The following is an 18,845-nucleotide window of genomic DNA, read 5'->3' as shown; positions in this document are numbered from 1 at the left end:
GGCTGACGTATGTACGTCAGCCTTTCGTTTTATATTTACTCGATTGTCTCTATTCGAAACAGATCTCGATGAAAGCATTACCCCATTGAGATGAGAAAGGCATGATGATGATTGCCCCATCACACTTGTGACGAATCGTATGACCTTTACCGGAAACCACGATTGGTGTTGCCATATCGAAGTCAAAACCGCTTTCCGCAAGAATACGTTTCGCACCGCCAGTCACCATGTTAGTGATTTCACCCACCATATCGGTCACTTCTTCGTTGAGGCCGTTTGGTCGTTCACCAAGCATGTTTTCCATGATTTCGAGAGCGAGACCTTCATCAAAGGTGATCGACATAGAGCCACGAGATTGTGTACCCACCATACCAATTAGGCCGGATACATCACCACGAGCGATTTCATCTTTCTTAACTCTCGGTTTTTGTGGCTTCAATTCTAGAGAAGCCATCGTTTTTAATACGTTCATCAAAGAAGCTAAAAACGGGTTTACAAATTCAGCGCGCATAATGTTCTTCTATAATCTTATTCTTTCATCTCGGAGGAGCAAGATTGGCAAATGCCATGCGATTCAATGACATGATTAGTCAATTGAAAGCCATGCTTCTCAGCGTTACTGGCGAGTAGGGTGACAAGCGCATCGTCCTGCAGTTCTATCACAGTGCCACATTTATCGCAGATCAGTAGTTGGGAGAAATGTTTGTTGGCATTGCAAGAGCAGCAGCATATGAAGCTATTGGTTGACTCAACTCTGTGAATGAAACCTTGCTCCAACAAGAAATCCAAAGCGCGATATACTGTAGGTGGCTTGGCTTGCGGTTCACTGACTTTCAACTGCTCTAATAATTCATAAGCACTGGAGGCTTTTTTATTAGAGAGGATGAGCTCAAACACTCGCTTTCTTTGAGGTGTTAATCTAACGCCTCGCGATGCGCATATCCCTTCAACTTGCTCTATTAATGTGTGGTCCAAATTTTTCACCATTCAATCGGACATCCCTAATCAAACCTTATTTCTAGGTTATTACGTTTTGGGAGCCAATGATTTCTATTAAAGTCAGGTACAGAGCGTATTGTGACCCACGACTTTGAATAAGACAAGGTAACTCAAAATGACAGTGTGACTCAAGGCATAACTGATTAATGAGGTTGAATTAGAGATCTGGTGAATAGGTTTATAAAAAAGTATGAGGTAAAGTTGATATGACATCTTCATTTGAGTTCAATTTAGCTCAATTAATTTTTCTTACAATAATGTGCTGTTTTAAATCACATTTCTTATCGCATATTGTTCCTTATTCGCTAAAATCGATGCCTAATATAGACTAGAAGAAGACTATTGACCCCTCCTGTCAACATGAGCTTGTCATGGTGTATTGGAGTTTTAGTCTTAATTTCAAATGCTTGGAGTTAAGCTGTGGAGCAAGTAAACAAAGAATCATTTCTGAAACTGTTGTCCATCTATAATCAAAGAGAAAAACGTTATCAACAACGTTTGGATGACTTTAAGGCCATGAGGGATAAGCTTGAAGAAGTGGAAGAACCAAGAGTTAAAAAAAATGAGCTATACATCAAACTGGCTATAGCCGCAGCTATTATTTTAGTCATCGCCTTTATCTTTATTTAAGTCGTCAAATTGGAAGGGAATAAAATGAAAAAGCATTTTGACGCTTTGGCTAAAGCTTCATTAGAAAGTAGTCATCTTAACCTTGGTGAATGGTATGAAAGCTATGGTTTAGCACTGCACTTATTCAAGTCTGATAGCAAAATTTACACAAAGGCGATGAAAAAGCGAGACGGTCATAAAAAGCACATTGCAAAATATATTGAACCTAAGTTACTCACCACGGAAGGAGTAACTGAGGAGTTTAAAAAAATAATGCGTTGGAAGACCTTTGTTGAACGATGGGACGCATATTACGAACCTATTGCAAAGCCTCAAGATCGCGTGCATCACTTGTCTGCAGTATTGGAGGCTTTGTCCGATGAAGATGTTCCACGAGCTTTAATCGAAATCGATAATTTGCCGGTTGACTACTTGATCAACGATACTTTTTGGGGCGAGGTCATTCTCTTTATCGTTGCCGCAAGATCAGGAGATCAAGAGCAGGCCCGATCAATAACGCAAGGACTGTACAACATGGCGCAGAGCGATCACAACACAGCGTTACTTAGCCATTTGTTACCAGCTTTATGTAAGAAATATTTAGATGAAGAGTATTATCCATGGCAAATGAAGGCTCGTGTAGTGAACTGGAATGGAGAAACTTATCATTGTGTTCCGGTATTAATACACAACTTTGATGCTTTTGGTGGTCAAGAGTACATAAACCATACTCCTGTCAGACAACGTGCTCGCGTTGAAAGAAAACATAGCGTGGATTACGTGTATTCTACAGACCGTTATGGAAACCGAGGTCAAAGCATCGCGAGTGCGACTGCTAATGTTGGAATCGCCGTAGCGAGTGCGACAGGTAAAGTTATCGGCCATACTTTGCTTTTGGGCGCCGCAGGGGCGATATATCTAGCGTTAGCCGGTAAGATTCGAGTAAATCACTACAATAATTCCAATCATAAGATAGTCTTAAATCGTAAGACCGAGATGCCTGTCAATTCGTGTGGTTATATCGTGACTAAACAGAACAGTACTATTGAACCATGGCAGGATGAAGAGGGGAGCGAAAGCATAGACAATAGCTTTTCGTTTTTGAACTTCACAGATGGTTTGGCTTATCCATGTCGAAAGGGGTATGACATCCCAGATGAACAAGGGCTTATTCAATTATTATTTGATGAAATAATGTAATCATGATTTGTATTTATGAGTTTTTGAGCCTTTGCTTTCAATCAAATTGAACCATTAAATACGTCCACTCCAACAACATATCAACAATCGAAATCAATGGTTGGAGTCATCATATATTAGCACTTTGCGGTCTCCGTGCTTGGAGGCCGACTTTGTCGTGCTCAGCGTGTGAAACCCAGTTATGTCACATATAAGCTACCAACGGATAAGGATCTCATGTTTTCACCACCTTCACGTGTAACCACGCTTTCAAGAGGGCTGCTTGTCACTACTATTGCTCTTATTCAGGGATGTTCATCTACAGATAAAGTAACACCACCACAACCAACCTTGGAGCGAGGGCTTGGATTACCTGCAGATGCAAAACTAATCTCGAATCATAACTCAGCAGAGGGGCGAGAAATGTTTCGTGATATGCAGTTGGCGTTAAAATCGCGCAATCTTTATCAAACCATGGGAGGGGATATCTCTTACATCAAAGGGCAGTGCCCTATTGATGTTATCGCCCACCGTGGCAGCTCTAATTATGCTGAAAACTCTCGTAATGCGATTCAAATGGCGGCGGTAAGTGGTTTTGATGGAGCAGAAATTGATGTGATGCTGACGCGTGATAAAGATTGGGTTGTACATCACGACATAGAAACAGGAAGAGCAACCGCTCGTAGTGATGGTAAGCGATATCGCGTGAGTCGTATGAAGAGTAGTGAGTGGAACTCTCTGAGTGGAAGGAGCCCTGACGGAACATTAGATGGGTATCGTCCCGCTTATTTCAATGAAGCCGTGAATGATTGGTACCATTACGCAACGATTGAACAACCCCTTAATATTGAAATAAAAACATCAGATGGCTCCATGGAAGATTTGTTTAAACTCGACGAAATGGCCAGACAAAGTCTCCCCTATAGAAACTATTTTTATTCATCAATGGATATGGACGTTCTGAAAAAAATGCGGGAAATCAATTCAAGTGTTTATCTTGGGTATGTATGGGAGCCTCATTCGGCGTCGGTTGCTCAGTTTAAGCGGGATGCAAAACGAGGCATGGGTTCTGATGATTATTATCAGAAAAATAAAAAGAATATCGATCGCGCCTTTGCTATGGAGGGGCGTTATCGTAAGCATAAGCCCAAACATTCCGCTAAAACGGTAAAACGAATACTTGGCCCCAATAGTGGATTACATGTTGATATAAGAAGTTACCGACAATATGCGACAATTTACAGCCGTGCGAAAGCGCAAGGCATGAAGGTGGTGACTTATACGATTAACGGAACGGATTACCACCAAGATCAATTGGTCTCGTTAGCTAAGGCAGGTCGACCTCTACCAGATGAGGCGATCATGGATACCAGTAAGTTCTCTATTTGTCAGCAGCTTGCTCCACAGCTTGTCGTTCAATCAAATGGCTACCAACCCACAACGTTAGCAGGCGAAACCGTTGCTGGCCTACCCAATGACGCTGATTTTCACCGACTCTATGAACAAATAGATTACCTCAAAGATGGCCATTACATCACTAACCGAGGTCTCATTAGGAGTGTGTCATATTCCAAGCCTGCTAGCGTGAAAGGTGTGAAAAAAAGAACGCAAACAACGCAGAGCGCGAAGCCAGCAGTGCTGTTTGATATTCAAGATGAAGATTTAAATTTAAGTAACGATGCGATCAGCATTTCGATGCCGACAGAAAAATGATGTTTGATGAGAACAGGGATAGACAAATTTTGGAAGCGTTAAGATGAAACCAGTTCCTAGCCAGGACGTAATAACCACAAATAATAAGAAGCCGAAATGGTTGGCTATTTTGTTGTTTTTTTGTTCACTTCTTTATCTTTTTCCTGAAGTCGCTTTCAACGCCAAGTTGGTTGAAATTGCGGGTGGAATCGATGTTAGTGATGCTCAATTACATAAAACGGAGCTATTTGGCCGAACCATCTCAGGGATCGGGGTGACTTTAATTGTTGCGGATTTTCTACTTAAAGGATGGCTGACCACGACGAAGTTTCGCGCTATTTCATCGTTGGTCGTGATTACAGCTTTGGTTTGGCCAACGGTTTTTTTTGGTCAAAAGGCGGTAATAGATAAATGGTTGATTGAACCGAGTAGTGCAAAGCAGAGACAGGAGGCTTTCTTTTCCTCTGTACTGCGATCTAGTTTAGCGATGAATGCGATTAATATCGAAGGGATCCCTTATAACTCAGAGGCGAGTACCGAGTCGTCAGAAATGACTTTTCTCGCTTTGATCGGTGGGTTGGTTTACAGCAATGATGCATTCTTAAGTCATATTGATGATAAGAAAGTTCAAATTTTGGATCGTTATATTCAAAATCGAGCAAACGCCAATTTCGATGAGCACTATGCGAACTATAAAGTATTACGGAGTGAAGTTCAGCAATCGTGGCATCAATATCAAAAACATGTTGGGGCGTATAATCAGAGGGTAGAGTCTCGCCATCAAAAGGCCAATCAAGCGTGGGAAGAGGTCGAGTCGACCGTCGCGACGGGGTATCGTGATTATCAACAGGCGAGTAAGGCCTATTTAACGAGAGCAGAGGCGAGAGCACAAAGAGTTGCACAACCTATTTTTGACCTATTTGATGATAAAGAACGCTGTTATAAACGCAAAGGAAGCTCAAGAGCCAATTGTATCAGCCGCATTGAAGATCGCTATGAACGCTTATTAAAAGATAACTCGATTCCCCACCAACCGATGGATTATTGGTTAGAGAAAACCTTTCGACGAACGAAAGGTGAAACATCTTGGGGGGAAGCATTCGGTTCTCTAGGCTTATCAGTTATCCAAGCCGGTATTGAGCAGGCGACAGGGCAAGCTGGAGAAGCCATTCAAGATAAAACGTATACCAATAGTGTCGCTCATTACACACCACGAATACTGGCAGTGTGGCAAAAACAGTTCTTAAAAGAGACCGGTTATCCTATGGGAATCGACTCTATGTCGGAGTTTCGCTCCCACTCTACAACAGCAAGTAAGGTTCGTACTCAAGTTCATCGAAAGGGGATCCATTTAGACTCCAATTGGCAAATAAACCAAATTAGCGTGTTTAAAAATGCAGTCAGAAACAAAGTTATGAAGGACACCAAAGCTCGTTGGCATGCCGAGGCAAAGCAGCGGGGTTACGACATTGAACCGAACTTATCTTGGAATGATTTTCAAAAAGTAGCCGAAGTTCAGCAACAAATAAAGAATCGTATGGGCGAACGTTATTACGTCGAGCCCATGATGGCGACGTGGAATAATAAGCAATTTTACCAACAGGTTATTGTTCCAAATGTGAGGCGTGAGAGAGATTATTGGCTAGGTTATATTGAGGCGTCACGCGCTCAGTTTGCTGATGATGGCCCTTATGCTGAACAAGGCAAAGCGGCATTGCGTTCTATCATTGTGCCGCCAATATCAATGGGACTATCGCTATTTCTCGTTGTCCTAACGGTGTTTAAGCTGCCAGGAAAATTTATCGTGTTGATGAATTACCATAAACCACGGCCAGCACCGAACTTGAAGAGCAAGGCTCTGAATATAGGCAGCTCGTTTATCGTCATATTCGTTATTCTTGTTGTGCCTGTGAATGTATTTTCATCCAAGTACACTCAAACGGACTCAACGATTGGCTTTTTCTTAGAGCAAGTCAGTGACACACTATCTCCGTCGGCTTCTTATGCCGTTCGTTGGGTGATACATACTCAACCGTTGATTCATCCACTTGGCGCTCAAATAGACAAAAGTATGCGTATTACTGATGGGTTTTCTGCCTCTTTGGAGCATTCGGTAGCGGAGTTGGATGGTGTTTTTGCTCGTTATTTAACTCAGCGTGCTGAGAGCGAACCGGTGAGTTCAGCTAAAAACAATAATGAAGCCCAAACGGAGTTTCCTATGTACATCAATTCAAATGCACAGAACCAACCGGGTTTTAAGGTTCGAATAATGAATATTAAGCCTAGGTACCAAGCCGGTATGCGATTGCCAGAGGGTAATTATGATGTTGAGGTCCGTGCCAATGGATACCAACCAAAGCGTTTATGGGTAAAGCACAGTAAAGGAAAAGCCTCTCACCGAATCGAACTTGAAAAGTTGGTTATTTAAGTCCGCGTCATAGAAAGTGAACAGAAGAAAATGATCTGCTCCTTCCACTAAAAAGGGGTTAGCGTTACTTGGAGCGGGAGCTGCTTTGGTATCTGGTCACCCTGAACTTATCACCGCGAGTGTATCTGCAGACGGTGTTCAATTCGGTGGCATTATTGGCGTAAGTGCTCCCATAGTATTTGGCCTATGGGAAACCCTACGCAATGAGTTCAAGTAATGGCAGAGTATCAAACAATCATTGTTGCCGTTGTCACTGGGTGTGTCTCCAGTATAGCTACTGTTGCAGCGATACGAGTGGATATTGACTGGCTCAAAATTGGATTAGGGGAACTTAAAGTAAGAGTGGTAGAGCTAGATAAAAATAAGGGTTCTCAATAATATCTTGTTGTTTTATACACTTAAGGGATAGAGTGTTGCTGTTTCTCCAATGTTAACTTCATAGGTTGTAGTGAATGGCTCCAATTCATAAAAGACATGATTTTCTTGAATCGACTAAACGCTCGTTAAGAGAGAACGTTGCGAATTTATGTTCAAAACCCGACTGTAGAGTTCTTACCGTAGCGTCTAAAATTGATAACTGTTCATTATCGAACGTGGGTGTCGCGGCTCATATTTGTGCTGCTGCACCTGGAGGGCCTCGTTATAAGAAAGAGCAAACAGAAGCAGAAAGAAAGCATTATGACAATGGTATTTGGCTGTGTACTACTTGTTCTAGGCTTATCGATGTTGATGATGGTTCCTACTCTGAAGAGCTCTTACGTGATTGGAAGAATCAAACGTTAATCTTTGCGAGAGATAACCTTGGTAAGCAACTCCTCCCTAAAGAAGAAATTGAATCAAAAGCACTAAAGAATACATTGGATTATGTATCTGGTAAGGACACCATTTTTTCTGCGGATGTACCATCAAAGATGGTTGGTTTTATTGATGATCGCCTTAACCAATTAGATAGTAGATTTTCTGTCCAAACTGACGTTGTAAATGGGACTACATTTCGAAATGTTATCCCTTTAACAAGTGATGCTAGCTTCTCTATATCAATGAACAAATCAGATGGTGAAGAGTTTCAATCTAGCTTGGAAAAGATGAGAGAAACAGGTAAGCCAGTAAAACTATCAAGCAAAAAATTTAAGCTCACCGGGTCTAAACTATTCGAAACCTTAAATACCAGTGAGGGAGGTTGCAAAGAACTAATCATCCAACCAAGCTCAAAAAAGATTTCTGTCGACCTTTATGCATTATCACATTCAGAAGAAGTCTATCTTGGTAGCTTTAAAGGTAAGCTGATAAGTTTGAACGGCGGTATTAAATTTGATGTTCGTGCTTTTAATCAGCTGATCGACATATCATGTTTTTGTGATTTATCTGAAGCTAATAGCCCAAAATTTACATGTAGTTATACGATTAACACTGCTCAGTGGGTGGGGAAAGACCTCAACAGATTGCCATTTTTTAGTAAAATATTGATGGCCAAAGAGGTTCTTCAAACTGGAGGTGGTTTGAGTCTAGGGTTTGAACTTGAAGAAGGTGACGCTAGTAAGCCTCTGATGATTGAGGAAGGTAACCAAGAAAAGCTGAAGTATTTTTCTGAGTTTGGTGATCTTATTCATATCATTGATTGTTATAAAAAAATAACAGCTAAGTTTAACTTGAAAGTTCCAATATTTGACGACTTTGAAATTTCAGGAAAAGATTATGAGACGTTGTCTTATATTTCTAACCTACTCGAAGGTGAAGACATTGTTGTCGGTAAGAATATCAAAACCTTTAATTTCGATACGAGTATTGAAGAGTACGAAAAAATACTTGAAAGTAGAGAAGCAGGTCGGGCAAATGAGCTGACACTTCGTAAGAAAGACATTTTACCTGAGATTTTTGGTGTTGATTTTAAATCATTAAGGTTTGAACGCACCTATTTTGATATGGATATAGATGCGTCGGTGGATGGTGAAAGAGTTAAATTAAGCTTTGTAGCTAATGAAAACTCCAGGGCAGTTTCAAGCTTATCGGTATCAGAGGGTTAGTAACTAGTTGTTATGCTTGGTATGTAGTTTGTGTGGAAATAATTGAGTATAAACTTGCCATAAGATATTCAAGTTCCGATGACCAGTCACTTGGGCTACTTCTTCAATTGAGTAGCCCTTTTCAAACAATCGACTTGCTCCCTCTCTCCTCAAATCGTGATATCTCAAGTCTTCTATACCCAGCTCATCTCTAACTCTTTGAAAGCCTGCGCTAACACTTCGTGAGTTGTACGGGAAAATGAGTTCGCCTTTGTTCGGTTGTTTAAGTGCGATCTCGAATGATTCACCAAGTAACGGAACAATCATGTGATTGCCATCTTTCTTCCTTGGGTCTTTTCTATCTCTAACGAGTATCGTTTTATGTTCTTGGTTGAGATCTTCCCAACGCAGCTTGCAGACTTCACCAATTCGCATACAAGTAAGAATGCTGAACTCAAGAATGTCAGTGAATGGGATTCGAGTTGTACCGTTTGGCCGGAAAGACTCACGTTGCTCTAACCCAAGCTTTAAGAGTTTCAGTTCTTCAGAGGTAGGGCGACGTGTTTGTTTCTGACTCTTGCCGACTAATCCCATATCAATCAGGACGGGTACGGCTTCATCAAATATCTGGTGATTGGTGTCGACGTTGAAGACAGGCTTAGACTTTTTCATTACAGAACGGAGGTAAGCAACATCGTGATAGACCGTTGCACCGCCAGCTCCTCCACCTTTCCGGTTTTTACAGTGTTGGATTAAATCGCTAGTTCTTAGCTTGTCGCTTTCAACCTTGGATATGTCGCAGTCTCGAAGAAGCTTGATAACGTATTGCTTCGTTCGCCCTGTTTTATCCCATAAATCAGGCTCTTCCATAAACTTGTCCAGAAGTACGTACAGCGGTACGGATTTCTGTCCGGATTCGTCAGGGTTTTCTAGCTCAAGAACCCGCTTGTTTGCATAGGTTCTAGCGAGTTCTTTTTTCCTGAATGTTTTCGATTCCCTGTGTATAATCGCCGAATTCTTTTTGACTACAATGTCCACTGTGAAGCGTGATTCACCGCTTTTTAGTGTTCTTTTTTTAATGCTAAATGATGCCATTCGTCCTACTCCATCGATACGTACTATATGCGTACTGAAAGGGTGAGTTTGGGGCAACTCTAGCAAATTGCTGTATATATATGCAGTATATAGATTTCGAGTAACACCTTATGAAACCTGACAATACTAGTAAATACGCGGCTAACCGCTTATCCGTTGCACCCATGCTCGATAGTAGCGAATTTTTACTAACCTAATGAATTTAAGCTATTTAATTATTGGTTTGTGCCCACTGCGTGCCCATAGTTAACTTTTCACGTCATAAATTGGCTAGTCAAAGTCGAAACACGCAAAAACGTCCTGTTATTTTGCCAAACTTTTCAAATCATTGTTCATAGTATAACCAGTAGATAACTGGAGATCGAGGCTATGAAAAGAATCTCAACTTTTGATTTGCTCCTAAAACAACATGGAAAAGTCCTTGTCCCGCTCTCAGAGCTTTGTGAAGAGTACCTAGGAGTCACCTATAGGGTTGCAAGGCGACATTACCTTTCGGGAAGCTTACTCATTCCTGTTGTGGCTATGGGGGAAGGGCAAAAGGCAAAGCTGGTGGTTCATCTGGAAGACTTAGCTAAGTTCGTAGATGCAAAGCGTAGGTAGCTGCGCTAATCCCTCTTTTTCAATAATCTGCTTCTTTCTTATCAAGCTAGCCAATAATTTGTCTATGTTGAGCATAAGCACATCAAGGTTTGCTGGGATGTATCAGTCTCGGCATTTTTAGTAACTTGCTGCGTTTTGGAGGACTGTATACTAGAGATAAATTGAAAATACCCCACAATATGCCAGAGCAAAATTGACGCTGATTACAATCCCCGTAAATTGATTTACTTTTTCTTGTATCTAGAGCTCTGACTATGTTGCCAAATTGTCTAATTCACTACATACAGCTGCAAAGGTTTACAGATTATAAGTTACAACAATGGTAGGCGAAACTTTTCCAAATACCTTAAGCCTTGGTTCTAGAACCGTAGCCTAGGTGGAGAGTGGAGTGCAAGACTGGAGAATGGAAAGGAATGAATAGACAGATTTATGCAATGATCAAAAAACAAATGAAAACCGATAAACAAAGTATGAATTTTTAGCTTTTTAATGGTACAAATAAGTAGTAACTCTATATATTGTAGGGAATTTTTGAGCTGTGTTGTCTAACTGTATGAATGTAATTGATGCGATACCGAAGGCTGACTTTTTAATAAAGTCTCTTGCTGAACAGGGATACACTCTTGAGGCTGCTATCGCTGACTTAATCGATAACTCCGTTACAGCTAACGCTAATGTAATCCAAGTCTTGATAGATTCTGATATCGAGCCATTTCAGCTGTTTCTTGCTGATAATGGGGACGGTATGTCTGGTGATGAGCTTATCCATAACATGCAATTTCCAAGTTCGAGCCCAGAGGGGGAGCGAACTCAACTTGATTTAGGGCGATTTGGCCTTGGGATGAAGGCTGCTTCATTCTCTCAGACTCGGAAATTTACTGTATTGTCTAGAAAGCAAGGGGAAAAGAACTACTATGGCTTAACCTGGGATGTAGATCACTTAGTAAAAACAAAGAAGTGGGAAATAGTAGTTAACAACCAGGATGAAATTTATCAACTTGTAAGTGAATTTAATAAATTAAACAATGAATTTAATGGTCAAGTTTCGGATTTTTCTCCAAATACGATAGTCATATGGTCAGGGCTTTATAAGTTTGAAAAATATCTTAAAGAGCATAACAGAAAAAAGGCATTACATAGAGAAATCGTTCAAAATACCACTGAGCATTTGGGGATAGTTTTCCATAGGTTTTTAGAAAGCTCTAAAGACCCATTAACTATTAGAGTTAATAACACCCATATCAGGCCATTCAACCCATTTCCTGAAAGCAAACAGAGCCTTAGGAAGCTTGAGTTTAGGCAAAAAGGCTTTGGTAACGATAATATAAAATTGGAAGGGTTTATTTTACCCTCATCCAGTATTAAAGACTCACAACAACCAGATAATGCTTGGACAACACCGAACAAAAGCTTGTTAGATATGGAAGGTGTATATATCTATCGTGCAAATCGCTTGATAATTTATGGTGGTTGGAATGGCTTGATCAGAAAGGCTCCCCGAATCCAGCTGGCTAGGTTAAGAGTTGATATCGGAAATAAAGCTGATCATTTACTCCATCTTAATGTTGCTAAATCTCAAGTCATGATCCCTCATGACCTAATTAAAGCTTTTAAAGGGTATGTTGAAGAACTAACAGCTGAAGCTGAAAAGGAATTTTACAATAGAGGAATAAGGAAGTTTGATCATAAACCAAGTGATAAAGAGGCCAAGTTTTTGCGAAAAATTCATTCTAATAAAGGCCCTTTGCTTGAGATTAATTATGACTTTCCGTTACTGAATGATTTGGTAGATTCATGTGACTCAAAACAAAAAGCTAAATTAAATTTATTAGTTAGAATGATCAATACTACTATCAATAAAATTAGAGATACGCATGAAGATATACCTTTTTATAAATGCGAAGAAACTAAAGAAACTAATTTTGTTGAAGCTATTTTGAACCTAAGGGAACATGGATATAGCAATGATTTTATTAAAAAAAATCTCATCAGTGAACTAGGTATAGACTTAAAAACGTTACCTACTGATATTCTTGAAATGTTGGAGTGACAGATATGGATAATTATCGTTTTAAATACCAAGATGCAATCAAAGATAAAATTAAAGAACACTTAAAAACAGCAAGTTTTGAATCTTTGGAAGAATTACGTTCAGAACTATCTGATAAAATATTTTTTAGTTTAGAAGTTGTTGCTGAGCATTTAAATTGGCCAAATATAGATAGAGAAACATTTGAAAGCTACTTTGAAGTTGTTAGAAAAGAGGTTCAGTCAAATTATGTGACAACAATCAAAGCCCCCAACCTTTTATCAAAGAATAAATCAACTTGGCTAAATGATTCTAGAGAAAATGAAATCACATGGAATTATACTGAAAGATACTTAGAGTATTTGCGTGGACAAGGACGTGCTGAAACAGTAGTAGAAGAAATTAAAAACTCGAGTTATAAAATTTTAAGTAAATTGGCGGATCCTAAGAGTCAATCATCTACTTTTATTAAAGGACTTGTCGATGGTGATGTACAGTCAGGTAAAACAGGTAATTTTAATGCTGTAATCAATAGAGCGTTAGACTCTGGTTATAAGCTGATTATTGTTTTATCAGGAATTATGGATGATCTCAGATCACAAACGCAAGCTAGGATAGATAAAGACGTAATTGGAGATGGTAAAGGTGTTGGTCTTAGGCAAGCTTTTGGCCATCAAGGTGATGAAAGTGTTTTCCAAGTTGTTTCAATTACATCTGAAGACGCTGACTTTAATAGACCTTTAGCAGATGCTAACTTCTCTTTAAATCAAACCAATATTATGGTTTGTAAAAAAAATGTCAGTATATTAAAAAACATCTTACTTTGGTTAAAAGACAATTTGCCTACAGGTGCAACTAAGCATAGCCTACCTTTGTTGATTATTGATGATGAAGCTGACAATGCTTCGCTCAACAATGAAGGCCACAAAGGTCAAAATTATGCATCTAAAATTAATGGTCATATTAGAGCAATATTAGGTCTATTTCATAAAAAGTCTTATTTGGGATACACGGCGACTCCATTCGCTAATGTCATTCAAGATAGAAATGTAGCATCAGATGAAATGTGGAGTATTCCCGATAAATCTAATGAAAAAATAACTGAATCTTTATTTGAGCAAGTCGATAATTTATTTCCTGATGACTTTATATTTCTGTTAGATACGCCTACCAATTATATAGGAGCTCATCGGATTTTTGAAACGCTACAGCCAAGCAAAAAACTTCCGATTGTATTTGATATTGATGATTATACAGCCAATTTTCCAAGTCGGGTAATGGAAAATGGTGATGAAATAATTGGTGTTGAACGGTTTGATAATAAACAAGACTGGGAAAGCAAAATAGGTAAGTTTGGTTGCTATTTAAATTTCACTTCATTTAGTGAATACAAAAAAGGCACTAGAGCTTCAAAATCTGTCGATAATTTCCCAATTGATTTACCTAACAGTATCAAAGATTCTGTAATGTGCTTTATTCTTGGTATTGCTGTTAGAGAAACTAGACGAAAAGACCTTATTCTTTCTAAAGTACATCAACCTCATAACACTATGCTTGTGCATATTTCAAGATTCACTTCATGGCAAAATAAATCTAGTAAGTTGATTCATGAATTTTATAGCGATATCGAGACTAGACTAAAAATGGATAAGCCAAACGGGTCAAATTCGATCTATCGAAAATTTGAAAAAGTTTGGTCCGATTATTGCGCTGAAATTGTTGGCTCTATCCATAGTCACCTACCTGAAAGTTATGTTGATGACTACATGCAACCAGTCTCGTTTGATTCTATAAGTCCTTTATTGGTGGATGCAGTGTCAAATATTGAGGTTCTGGCATTAAACAGCACTACAGGAAAAGAGCTTAAATACCAAGATGAGAAACCTCGCAAAGTTATAGCTATTGGGGGAAATAGATTATCTAGAGGCTTTACTCTTGAAGGCTTGACGGTTAGCTATTTTGTACGTTCGACAAACTATTCAGACTCTCTCCTTCAAATGGGTCGATGGTTTGGTTATCGACCTGGCTATTTAGACTGCTGCAAATTATTTACATCTAGGGATTTAATTTCTAAATATGATTCAACATCTTTATGCATTGATGAGTTAAAAGAAGAATTCAAAAAGATGGATCAAAAAGGGGGAACACCAAGAGATTTTGAACTAAGGGTTAGAAAGCACCCAGGAGTTTTACAAATTACTCGTCCAACAATTTTGAAAAACACAACAAGCATAAAATGGTCGTATCAAGACTCTCTAGTAATGACAACAGAGCTTGATATTACTAAGGAAAAAATTAGTAATGTATGGGCTGAGTTTAAAGGTATTGTTTCTCCTTTGTTTTCTGATGCTAAGATAAAAGAATCATTGCTTGCTACTACAGTATCTTCTAATGAACTCATAAAGATTATTGAATCAAATAACAACTTTGATGAGACTAGAAATAATCTGATAAAACAATACGTAAATAAGTGTGTTGAAAAAAACTTACTAACATCTTGGACCATAGCAATTAAACTGACAGGTTCAGCCTCTAAAAATAGTGGTTTAGGAAAGCTCACTTCTGATGAAACAGGCCTACCTAAAGATGTACAATTAGCGATCCGAACTGGGCCTACTCAAGAGAAAGGTAATCATTTTTATGATGAATTCATAAAAGATCAGAGGTTTAAACCTACTGGTTCATCTGCGAATATAATGAGCGGAGGAGCAGATATGAAGGTTGCTCTTGAAGAAGACCAAATACGTATAGCTGAAAAAGAATTCATCAACCAAAAAGTATCTGAAATTTTAAAAGATGACCCAAATATAAGCGAAAAAGAGGCTCTGAAAAAAGCTCAACGAAAAACCAAACCGGAAAGAATATATCGAGAAAAGCTAACTAAAAACCAAGGTGTGCTTATATTTTATTTATTTGACCCCCACTACGTTTTCAATCAAATTCCTGGGAAAGTAGATACCAATATTCAAAAGCTATTGAAAGAAAAAGGCCAATTACTTAATGAACCATTGGTTGGCATGGCGATGGGCTTCCCTCCTATATCAAGAAAGTTAGATCCCTATGGAGAGTATGTTAAAGGTGATTACGATCTAGAAATACTAGATGAAGATGAAGATGAAGCTTCGGATGAGTTATTACCAACAGACGCGGAGATATCATGGAATTAAGTGATAAATGGAAGCTACTAGAATCTCAAAATATTGATTCAGGCTTAAGTACAATCAGATTTGAGCCTGATGGGCCTTTAGAAATTTTTTTGGCTGTTGACGAAAACTCGAATCATGCGATATTAATTTCTCTTCCTTCCTCATTTACTCCTAAGTTTGATGTTATAAATAACGATAACTTAGAGTTGCTTTTTGTTAAGCAAGGACATTATCTTCAAATTAAATTATTAGACTCAGACTTTACATCATTGTTCGATGACCTGATTATTTCTTTAATTGATTCAATAAAAAATACTGATAACGCAGAAGAAGCATCAAAAAACTTCATAACTTGTTATTTAAAGTGGAGTACGTTTTTTAAAAAAACTATAGATAAAAAACTGAGCAAAGAGAGGGTAATAGGTCTTTGGGGGGAATTGAGTTATTTACTAAAACTAATTCAAGTCGCATGTTCAAGTGTTCCGATTGATAATATTTTAAAATCGTGGGTAGGACCACTTGGTGCATCACATGATTTTGAGTTATCCTGCTCCTCAATTGAAGTAAAGACTAAGCCATTAAACTCTAGGGTGATAAAAATTTCTAGTGAGTACCAACTCGAAAATATTGAAGAAAAACCTCTCATTTTAGAAGTCATCTCTGTTATAGAATCGGAACATGGCTTATCGCTCAAAGATTTATTTCTGAAAATTAAGGGGCATATAAATAAGAAAAGTGGAGATGTCACTATACTTTTATCTGCTTTAGAAAAGGAAAATATGAGTGAGGAAGGTCTGTCAAAGTATTCAAGCTTTTTGTTTGCTAGAAAGAAGACAGAAACCTTCGATTGTGATGTTGATTACTTCCCAAAAATTAAAGCCTCTGGATTACATAAGGCTATTTCGACAGTTAAATACAATCTGGATGTCAGAGAATTACAAGAGTTTAAAGTTTCACAGGAGAACTATTAGTGGAATTAGGCGCAGTATTAAATACTAGAGAAGACTTATTAAACTCAAGCAAAGATGATGACGGTTTTGTTCAACAAAATTTGTTGATTGATGAAGTTATGCCATTGTTATTAGAGACTAAGGTGGTTGACTCAGAAGATGTTAATCATACTTATTATCTTTCGAATGATGATAAAATTAAAATCAACGGATATACGGTGAATAGCACTGGTGAGCGATTACAAATATTTATAGTTGATGATAGTTACTTATCAGAAAACAATGATGACTTCTATGTGTCTAAGAGAAATAACTATGAAGAACAGTTTAAGAAAGCTATCAGATTAGTTTCTTCTGCAATTAAAAATAAGCTTGAAAATATCCAAGAATCTGAACCTATTAAACCACTAATTACTAAATTAGGAAGCGAAGACGGATTGAATCAATTTGATGTTATTGAAATATTTTTGGTAACTTTATCTGCTACCGTTTCTTTTAGAGGAGAAGAGCCTCAATTACGCACTATTCATTATAAAGATGACAACAAAAACTTCTCACATAGAGTTGTAGGAAAAAAAGCTCAATCAAAAGAACTTCTTTTCATTAGAAGAGTTGTTGATCTAAATTATTTGGCGAGTATATATGCCTCACAAGGTAGGGCTGAGCCACTTAAAGTCGTTTTTAAGGATGTAATTGGCAAGAATATCGAGGTTATTAAAGCAGCTGATGAAGAGGATTTTGAATCTTACTTATGCGTTTTAGATGCACCTATTTTGGCCGATCTTTATAAAAGATATTCAAGTCAGCTATTGGAAAAGAATGTTCGTTCATTTTTACAGTTCAAAGGTGTTAATAAGGGGATTAAGAAAACTATTAAGGATGATCCAGAAAAGTTCATTGCCTTTAATAATGGTTTAACTATCACTGCTACAGCAGCAAAAACATCTTACTATAAAAAATCACTGTATCTAGAAAGCCTACAAGACTTTCAGATTGTAAATGGCGGACAGACTACGGCTTCTATTTATTTTTCTAGTAAAGAAGGTTTAGATATTAGTAATGTAAAAGTGGTGGCTAAGATTAATATCGCTAAGACTTGTAAATCTAAGGATTTAGATGATCTTATTTCTAAAATAAGTGAGTTTTCAAATAGTCAATCTAGAGTATCTAAAGTAGACCTTCGATCCCGTAGTCCTAAATTGGTACAGTTAAAATCACTCAGTGAAAGTGTCCTGCCCCCATCAGGAAAGAAGTGGTTTTTTGAGCGAGCGAAAGGTGACTTCAATACTCAAGTTAGAAAGAGTACAAATGGTCAGAAATTAAAGAATGAATTTCCTCCTAAAAAACGCTTCACTAAAGAGCTACTCGCCAAATATTATTGTGCATGGGGAGATGCACCACATCTCGTTAAAAAGGGTGGAGAGAAAGTTTTTCGTATGTTTATTGAAGATATTGAGCCAGAACAAGGTGATGGCATAGATATCAACCGTGAATTCTATGAACAACTTATAGCCAAAATAATATTATTCAGAACAATGGAGGAAGTGTATGGCCAAGGAAAAAATGCTATTGGGCAGCTTCGTTCTGCGGTTGTGCCATATACCATATCGGCTATTTACAAGTGGTCTCATACTAATAATGATGGGATCTTTCTTTTGCAAAAAATATGGAAGCAGGAATGCTTAAGTGATGAACTTATAGAGTATCTAAAAGAGCTGTTATTCCTTATGAATGAACTTATTAAAAAGTACTCTTTAAGTGACGATTATGGAGAGTATTCTAAAAAAGAAGAGTTATGGCTAGCAATAAAAGAATCATCAGAGTTAAAGAACTTCATGGCTTTAGCGAGGACAAAAGAGATGTTCAATATTTAGTCTGTTTAAATTAATAGGTAAATGGATTTATTAAGTTAGTTTTGTTGAAATGTTTATTGTGCCCAAGCCATATCCTGCAAGAAGATTGTCATAAAGTTTGTGCAGGGGTGTTTACGAAAGTACAACTTACAAGTTTGAGCTTTTTCATCGTGATATAGAACAACTAAGAGTATGTAAAAGCTATTGAAGACTAATCTACCGAAAGTAGAGAAATCAATTGCTCGATAATCTTAACCTGGTA

At 38.2% G+C, this 18,845-nt stretch carries 15 protein-coding genes; 12 read left to right on the top strand and 3 right to left on the bottom strand.

Features of this window, described 5'->3' with window-relative positions:
* Window positions 1–49: 49 nt before the first annotated feature.
* Window positions 50–511 carry a chemotaxis protein CheX gene (locus AB4274_RS02495; protein ID WP_017059940.1) on the bottom strand — a complete coding sequence of 154 codons (462 nt, stop codon included), beginning with the start codon at window positions 509–511 and terminating at the stop codon, window positions 50–52.
* A 17-nt stretch (window positions 512–528) separates the two neighbouring features.
* Window positions 529–987 carry a zinc uptake transcriptional repressor Zur gene (zur, locus tag AB4274_RS02490; RefSeq protein WP_017059941.1) on the bottom strand — a complete coding sequence of 153 codons (459 nt, stop codon included), beginning with the start codon at window positions 985–987 and terminating at the stop codon, window positions 529–531.
* A gap of 432 nt (window positions 988–1,419) precedes the next feature.
* Here zur and AB4274_RS02485 point away from each other — a divergent pair, with 432 nt between their 5' ends.
* From AB4274_RS02485 to AB4274_RS02455, 7 genes are all read left to right on the top strand, one after another.
* The gene (locus AB4274_RS02485; protein ID WP_017059942.1) at window positions 1,420–1,629 is read left to right on the top strand and encodes a hypothetical protein; all 210 of its coding nucleotides are present in this window, start codon (window positions 1,420–1,422) and stop codon (window positions 1,627–1,629) included.
* A gap of 24 nt (window positions 1,630–1,653) precedes the next feature.
* Window positions 1,654–2,808, top strand: coding sequence for a hypothetical protein (locus AB4274_RS02480; RefSeq protein WP_102394619.1), 1,155 nt, complete (start codon window positions 1,654–1,656; stop codon window positions 2,806–2,808).
* 216 nt (window positions 2,809–3,024) lie between these two features.
* Window positions 3,025–4,500 carry a glycerophosphodiester phosphodiesterase gene (locus AB4274_RS02475; RefSeq protein ID WP_017065767.1) on the top strand — a complete coding sequence of 492 codons (1,476 nt, stop codon included), beginning with the start codon at window positions 3,025–3,027 and terminating at the stop codon, window positions 4,498–4,500.
* A gap of 43 nt (window positions 4,501–4,543) precedes the next feature.
* Window positions 4,544–6,907 (top strand): hypothetical protein, encoded by a 2,364-nt coding sequence (locus tag AB4274_RS02470; RefSeq protein WP_372110853.1) that lies wholly within the window; start codon window positions 4,544–4,546, stop codon window positions 6,905–6,907.
* A gap of 85 nt (window positions 6,908–6,992) precedes the next feature.
* Window positions 6,993–7,124, top strand: a complete 132-nt coding sequence (locus AB4274_RS02465) for a hypothetical protein (RefSeq protein ID WP_372110850.1) — start codon at window positions 6,993–6,995, stop codon at window positions 7,122–7,124.
* Complete coding sequence (locus AB4274_RS02460; protein WP_372110847.1) at window positions 7,124–7,285, top strand: hypothetical protein; 162 nt, start codon at window positions 7,124–7,126, stop codon at window positions 7,283–7,285. The genes AB4274_RS02465 and AB4274_RS02460 overlap by 1 nt, the downstream gene beginning before the upstream one ends.
* 74 nt (window positions 7,286–7,359) lie before the next feature.
* On the top strand, window positions 7,360–8,931 hold the full coding sequence (locus AB4274_RS02455; protein ID WP_372110845.1) for a hypothetical protein: 1,572 nt from the start codon (window positions 7,360–7,362) through the stop codon (window positions 8,929–8,931).
* 3 nt (window positions 8,932–8,934) lie between these two features.
* On the opposite strand, the gene AB4274_RS02450 is transcribed toward AB4274_RS02455, so the two are convergent.
* The gene (locus AB4274_RS02450; RefSeq protein WP_372110842.1) at window positions 8,935–10,005 is read right to left on the bottom strand and encodes a site-specific integrase; all 1,071 of its coding nucleotides are present in this window, start codon (window positions 10,003–10,005) and stop codon (window positions 8,935–8,937) included.
* Window positions 10,006–10,374: 369 nt separating this feature from the next.
* Between AB4274_RS02450 and AB4274_RS02445 the strand changes: the two genes are divergently transcribed.
* The 5 genes from AB4274_RS02445 (at window position 10,375) to AB4274_RS02425 (ending at window position 18,604) form a co-directional block, all read left to right on the top strand.
* Window positions 10,375–10,605, top strand: coding sequence for a pyocin activator PrtN family protein (locus AB4274_RS02445; protein ID WP_372110839.1), 231 nt, complete (start codon window positions 10,375–10,377; stop codon window positions 10,603–10,605).
* A gap of 553 nt (window positions 10,606–11,158) precedes the next feature.
* Window positions 11,159–12,655 (top strand): ATP-binding protein, encoded by a 1,497-nt coding sequence (locus AB4274_RS02440; protein ID WP_372110837.1) that lies wholly within the window; start codon window positions 11,159–11,161, stop codon window positions 12,653–12,655.
* A 5-nt stretch (window positions 12,656–12,660) separates the two neighbouring features.
* Entirely contained in the window at window positions 12,661–15,801 is a 3,141-nt protein-coding gene (locus tag AB4274_RS02435) for a Z1 domain-containing protein (protein WP_372110835.1), read from the top strand.
* Window positions 15,792–16,751: a PD-(D/E)XK motif protein gene (locus AB4274_RS02430; RefSeq protein WP_372110832.1), complete on the top strand. Its 960-nt coding sequence runs from the start codon at window positions 15,792–15,794 to the stop codon at window positions 16,749–16,751. Before AB4274_RS02435 ends, AB4274_RS02430 begins: the two co-directional genes overlap by 10 nt.
* Complete coding sequence (locus tag AB4274_RS02425; RefSeq protein WP_372110830.1) at window positions 16,751–18,604, top strand: AIPR family protein; 1,854 nt, start codon at window positions 16,751–16,753, stop codon at window positions 18,602–18,604. Before AB4274_RS02430 ends, AB4274_RS02425 begins: the two co-directional genes overlap by 1 nt.
* The last annotated feature ends 241 nt before the right edge of the window (window positions 18,605–18,845 follow it).

Source organism: Vibrio sp. 10N.261.55.A10 (assembly GCF_041470825.1).
In the GTDB taxonomy this organism is placed as follows: Bacteria; Pseudomonadota; Gammaproteobacteria; order Enterobacterales; family Vibrionaceae; genus Vibrio; species Vibrio crassostreae_C.
The sequence above is the reverse complement of the archived record's forward strand: the minus strand, read 5'-3'. Positions and strand labels throughout refer to the sequence as shown.

Bases quoted from the DNA above. Each gene is read 5' to 3' on its own strand.
- AB4274_RS02495 (WP_017059940.1), bottom strand. From the start codon at position 511: ATGCGCGCTGAATTTGTAAACCCGTTTTTAGCTTCTTTGATGAACGTA.
- zur (WP_017059941.1), bottom strand. From the start codon at position 987: ATGGTGAAAAATTTGGACCACACATTAATAGAGCAAGTTGAAGGGATA.
- AB4274_RS02480 (WP_102394619.1), top strand. From the start codon at position 1,654: ATGAAAAAGCATTTTGACGCTTTGGCTAAAGCTTCATTAGAAAGTAGT.
- AB4274_RS02475 (WP_017065767.1), top strand. From the start codon at position 3,025: ATGTTTTCACCACCTTCACGTGTAACCACGCTTTCAAGAGGGCTGCTT.
- AB4274_RS02470 (WP_372110853.1), top strand. From the start codon at position 4,544: ATGAAACCAGTTCCTAGCCAGGACGTAATAACCACAAATAATAAGAAG.
- AB4274_RS02460 (WP_372110847.1), top strand. From the start codon at position 7,124: ATGGCAGAGTATCAAACAATCATTGTTGCCGTTGTCACTGGGTGTGTC.
- AB4274_RS02455 (WP_372110845.1), top strand. From the start codon at position 7,360: ATGGCTCCAATTCATAAAAGACATGATTTTCTTGAATCGACTAAACGC.
- AB4274_RS02450 (WP_372110842.1), bottom strand. From the start codon at position 10,005: ATGGCATCATTTAGCATTAAAAAAAGAACACTAAAAAGCGGTGAATCA.
- AB4274_RS02445 (WP_372110839.1), top strand. From the start codon at position 10,375: ATGAAAAGAATCTCAACTTTTGATTTGCTCCTAAAACAACATGGAAAA.
- AB4274_RS02440 (WP_372110837.1), top strand. From the start codon at position 11,159: ATGAATGTAATTGATGCGATACCGAAGGCTGACTTTTTAATAAAGTCT.
- AB4274_RS02435 (WP_372110835.1), top strand. From the start codon at position 12,661: ATGGATAATTATCGTTTTAAATACCAAGATGCAATCAAAGATAAAATT.
- AB4274_RS02430 (WP_372110832.1), top strand. From the start codon at position 15,792: ATGGAATTAAGTGATAAATGGAAGCTACTAGAATCTCAAAATATTGAT.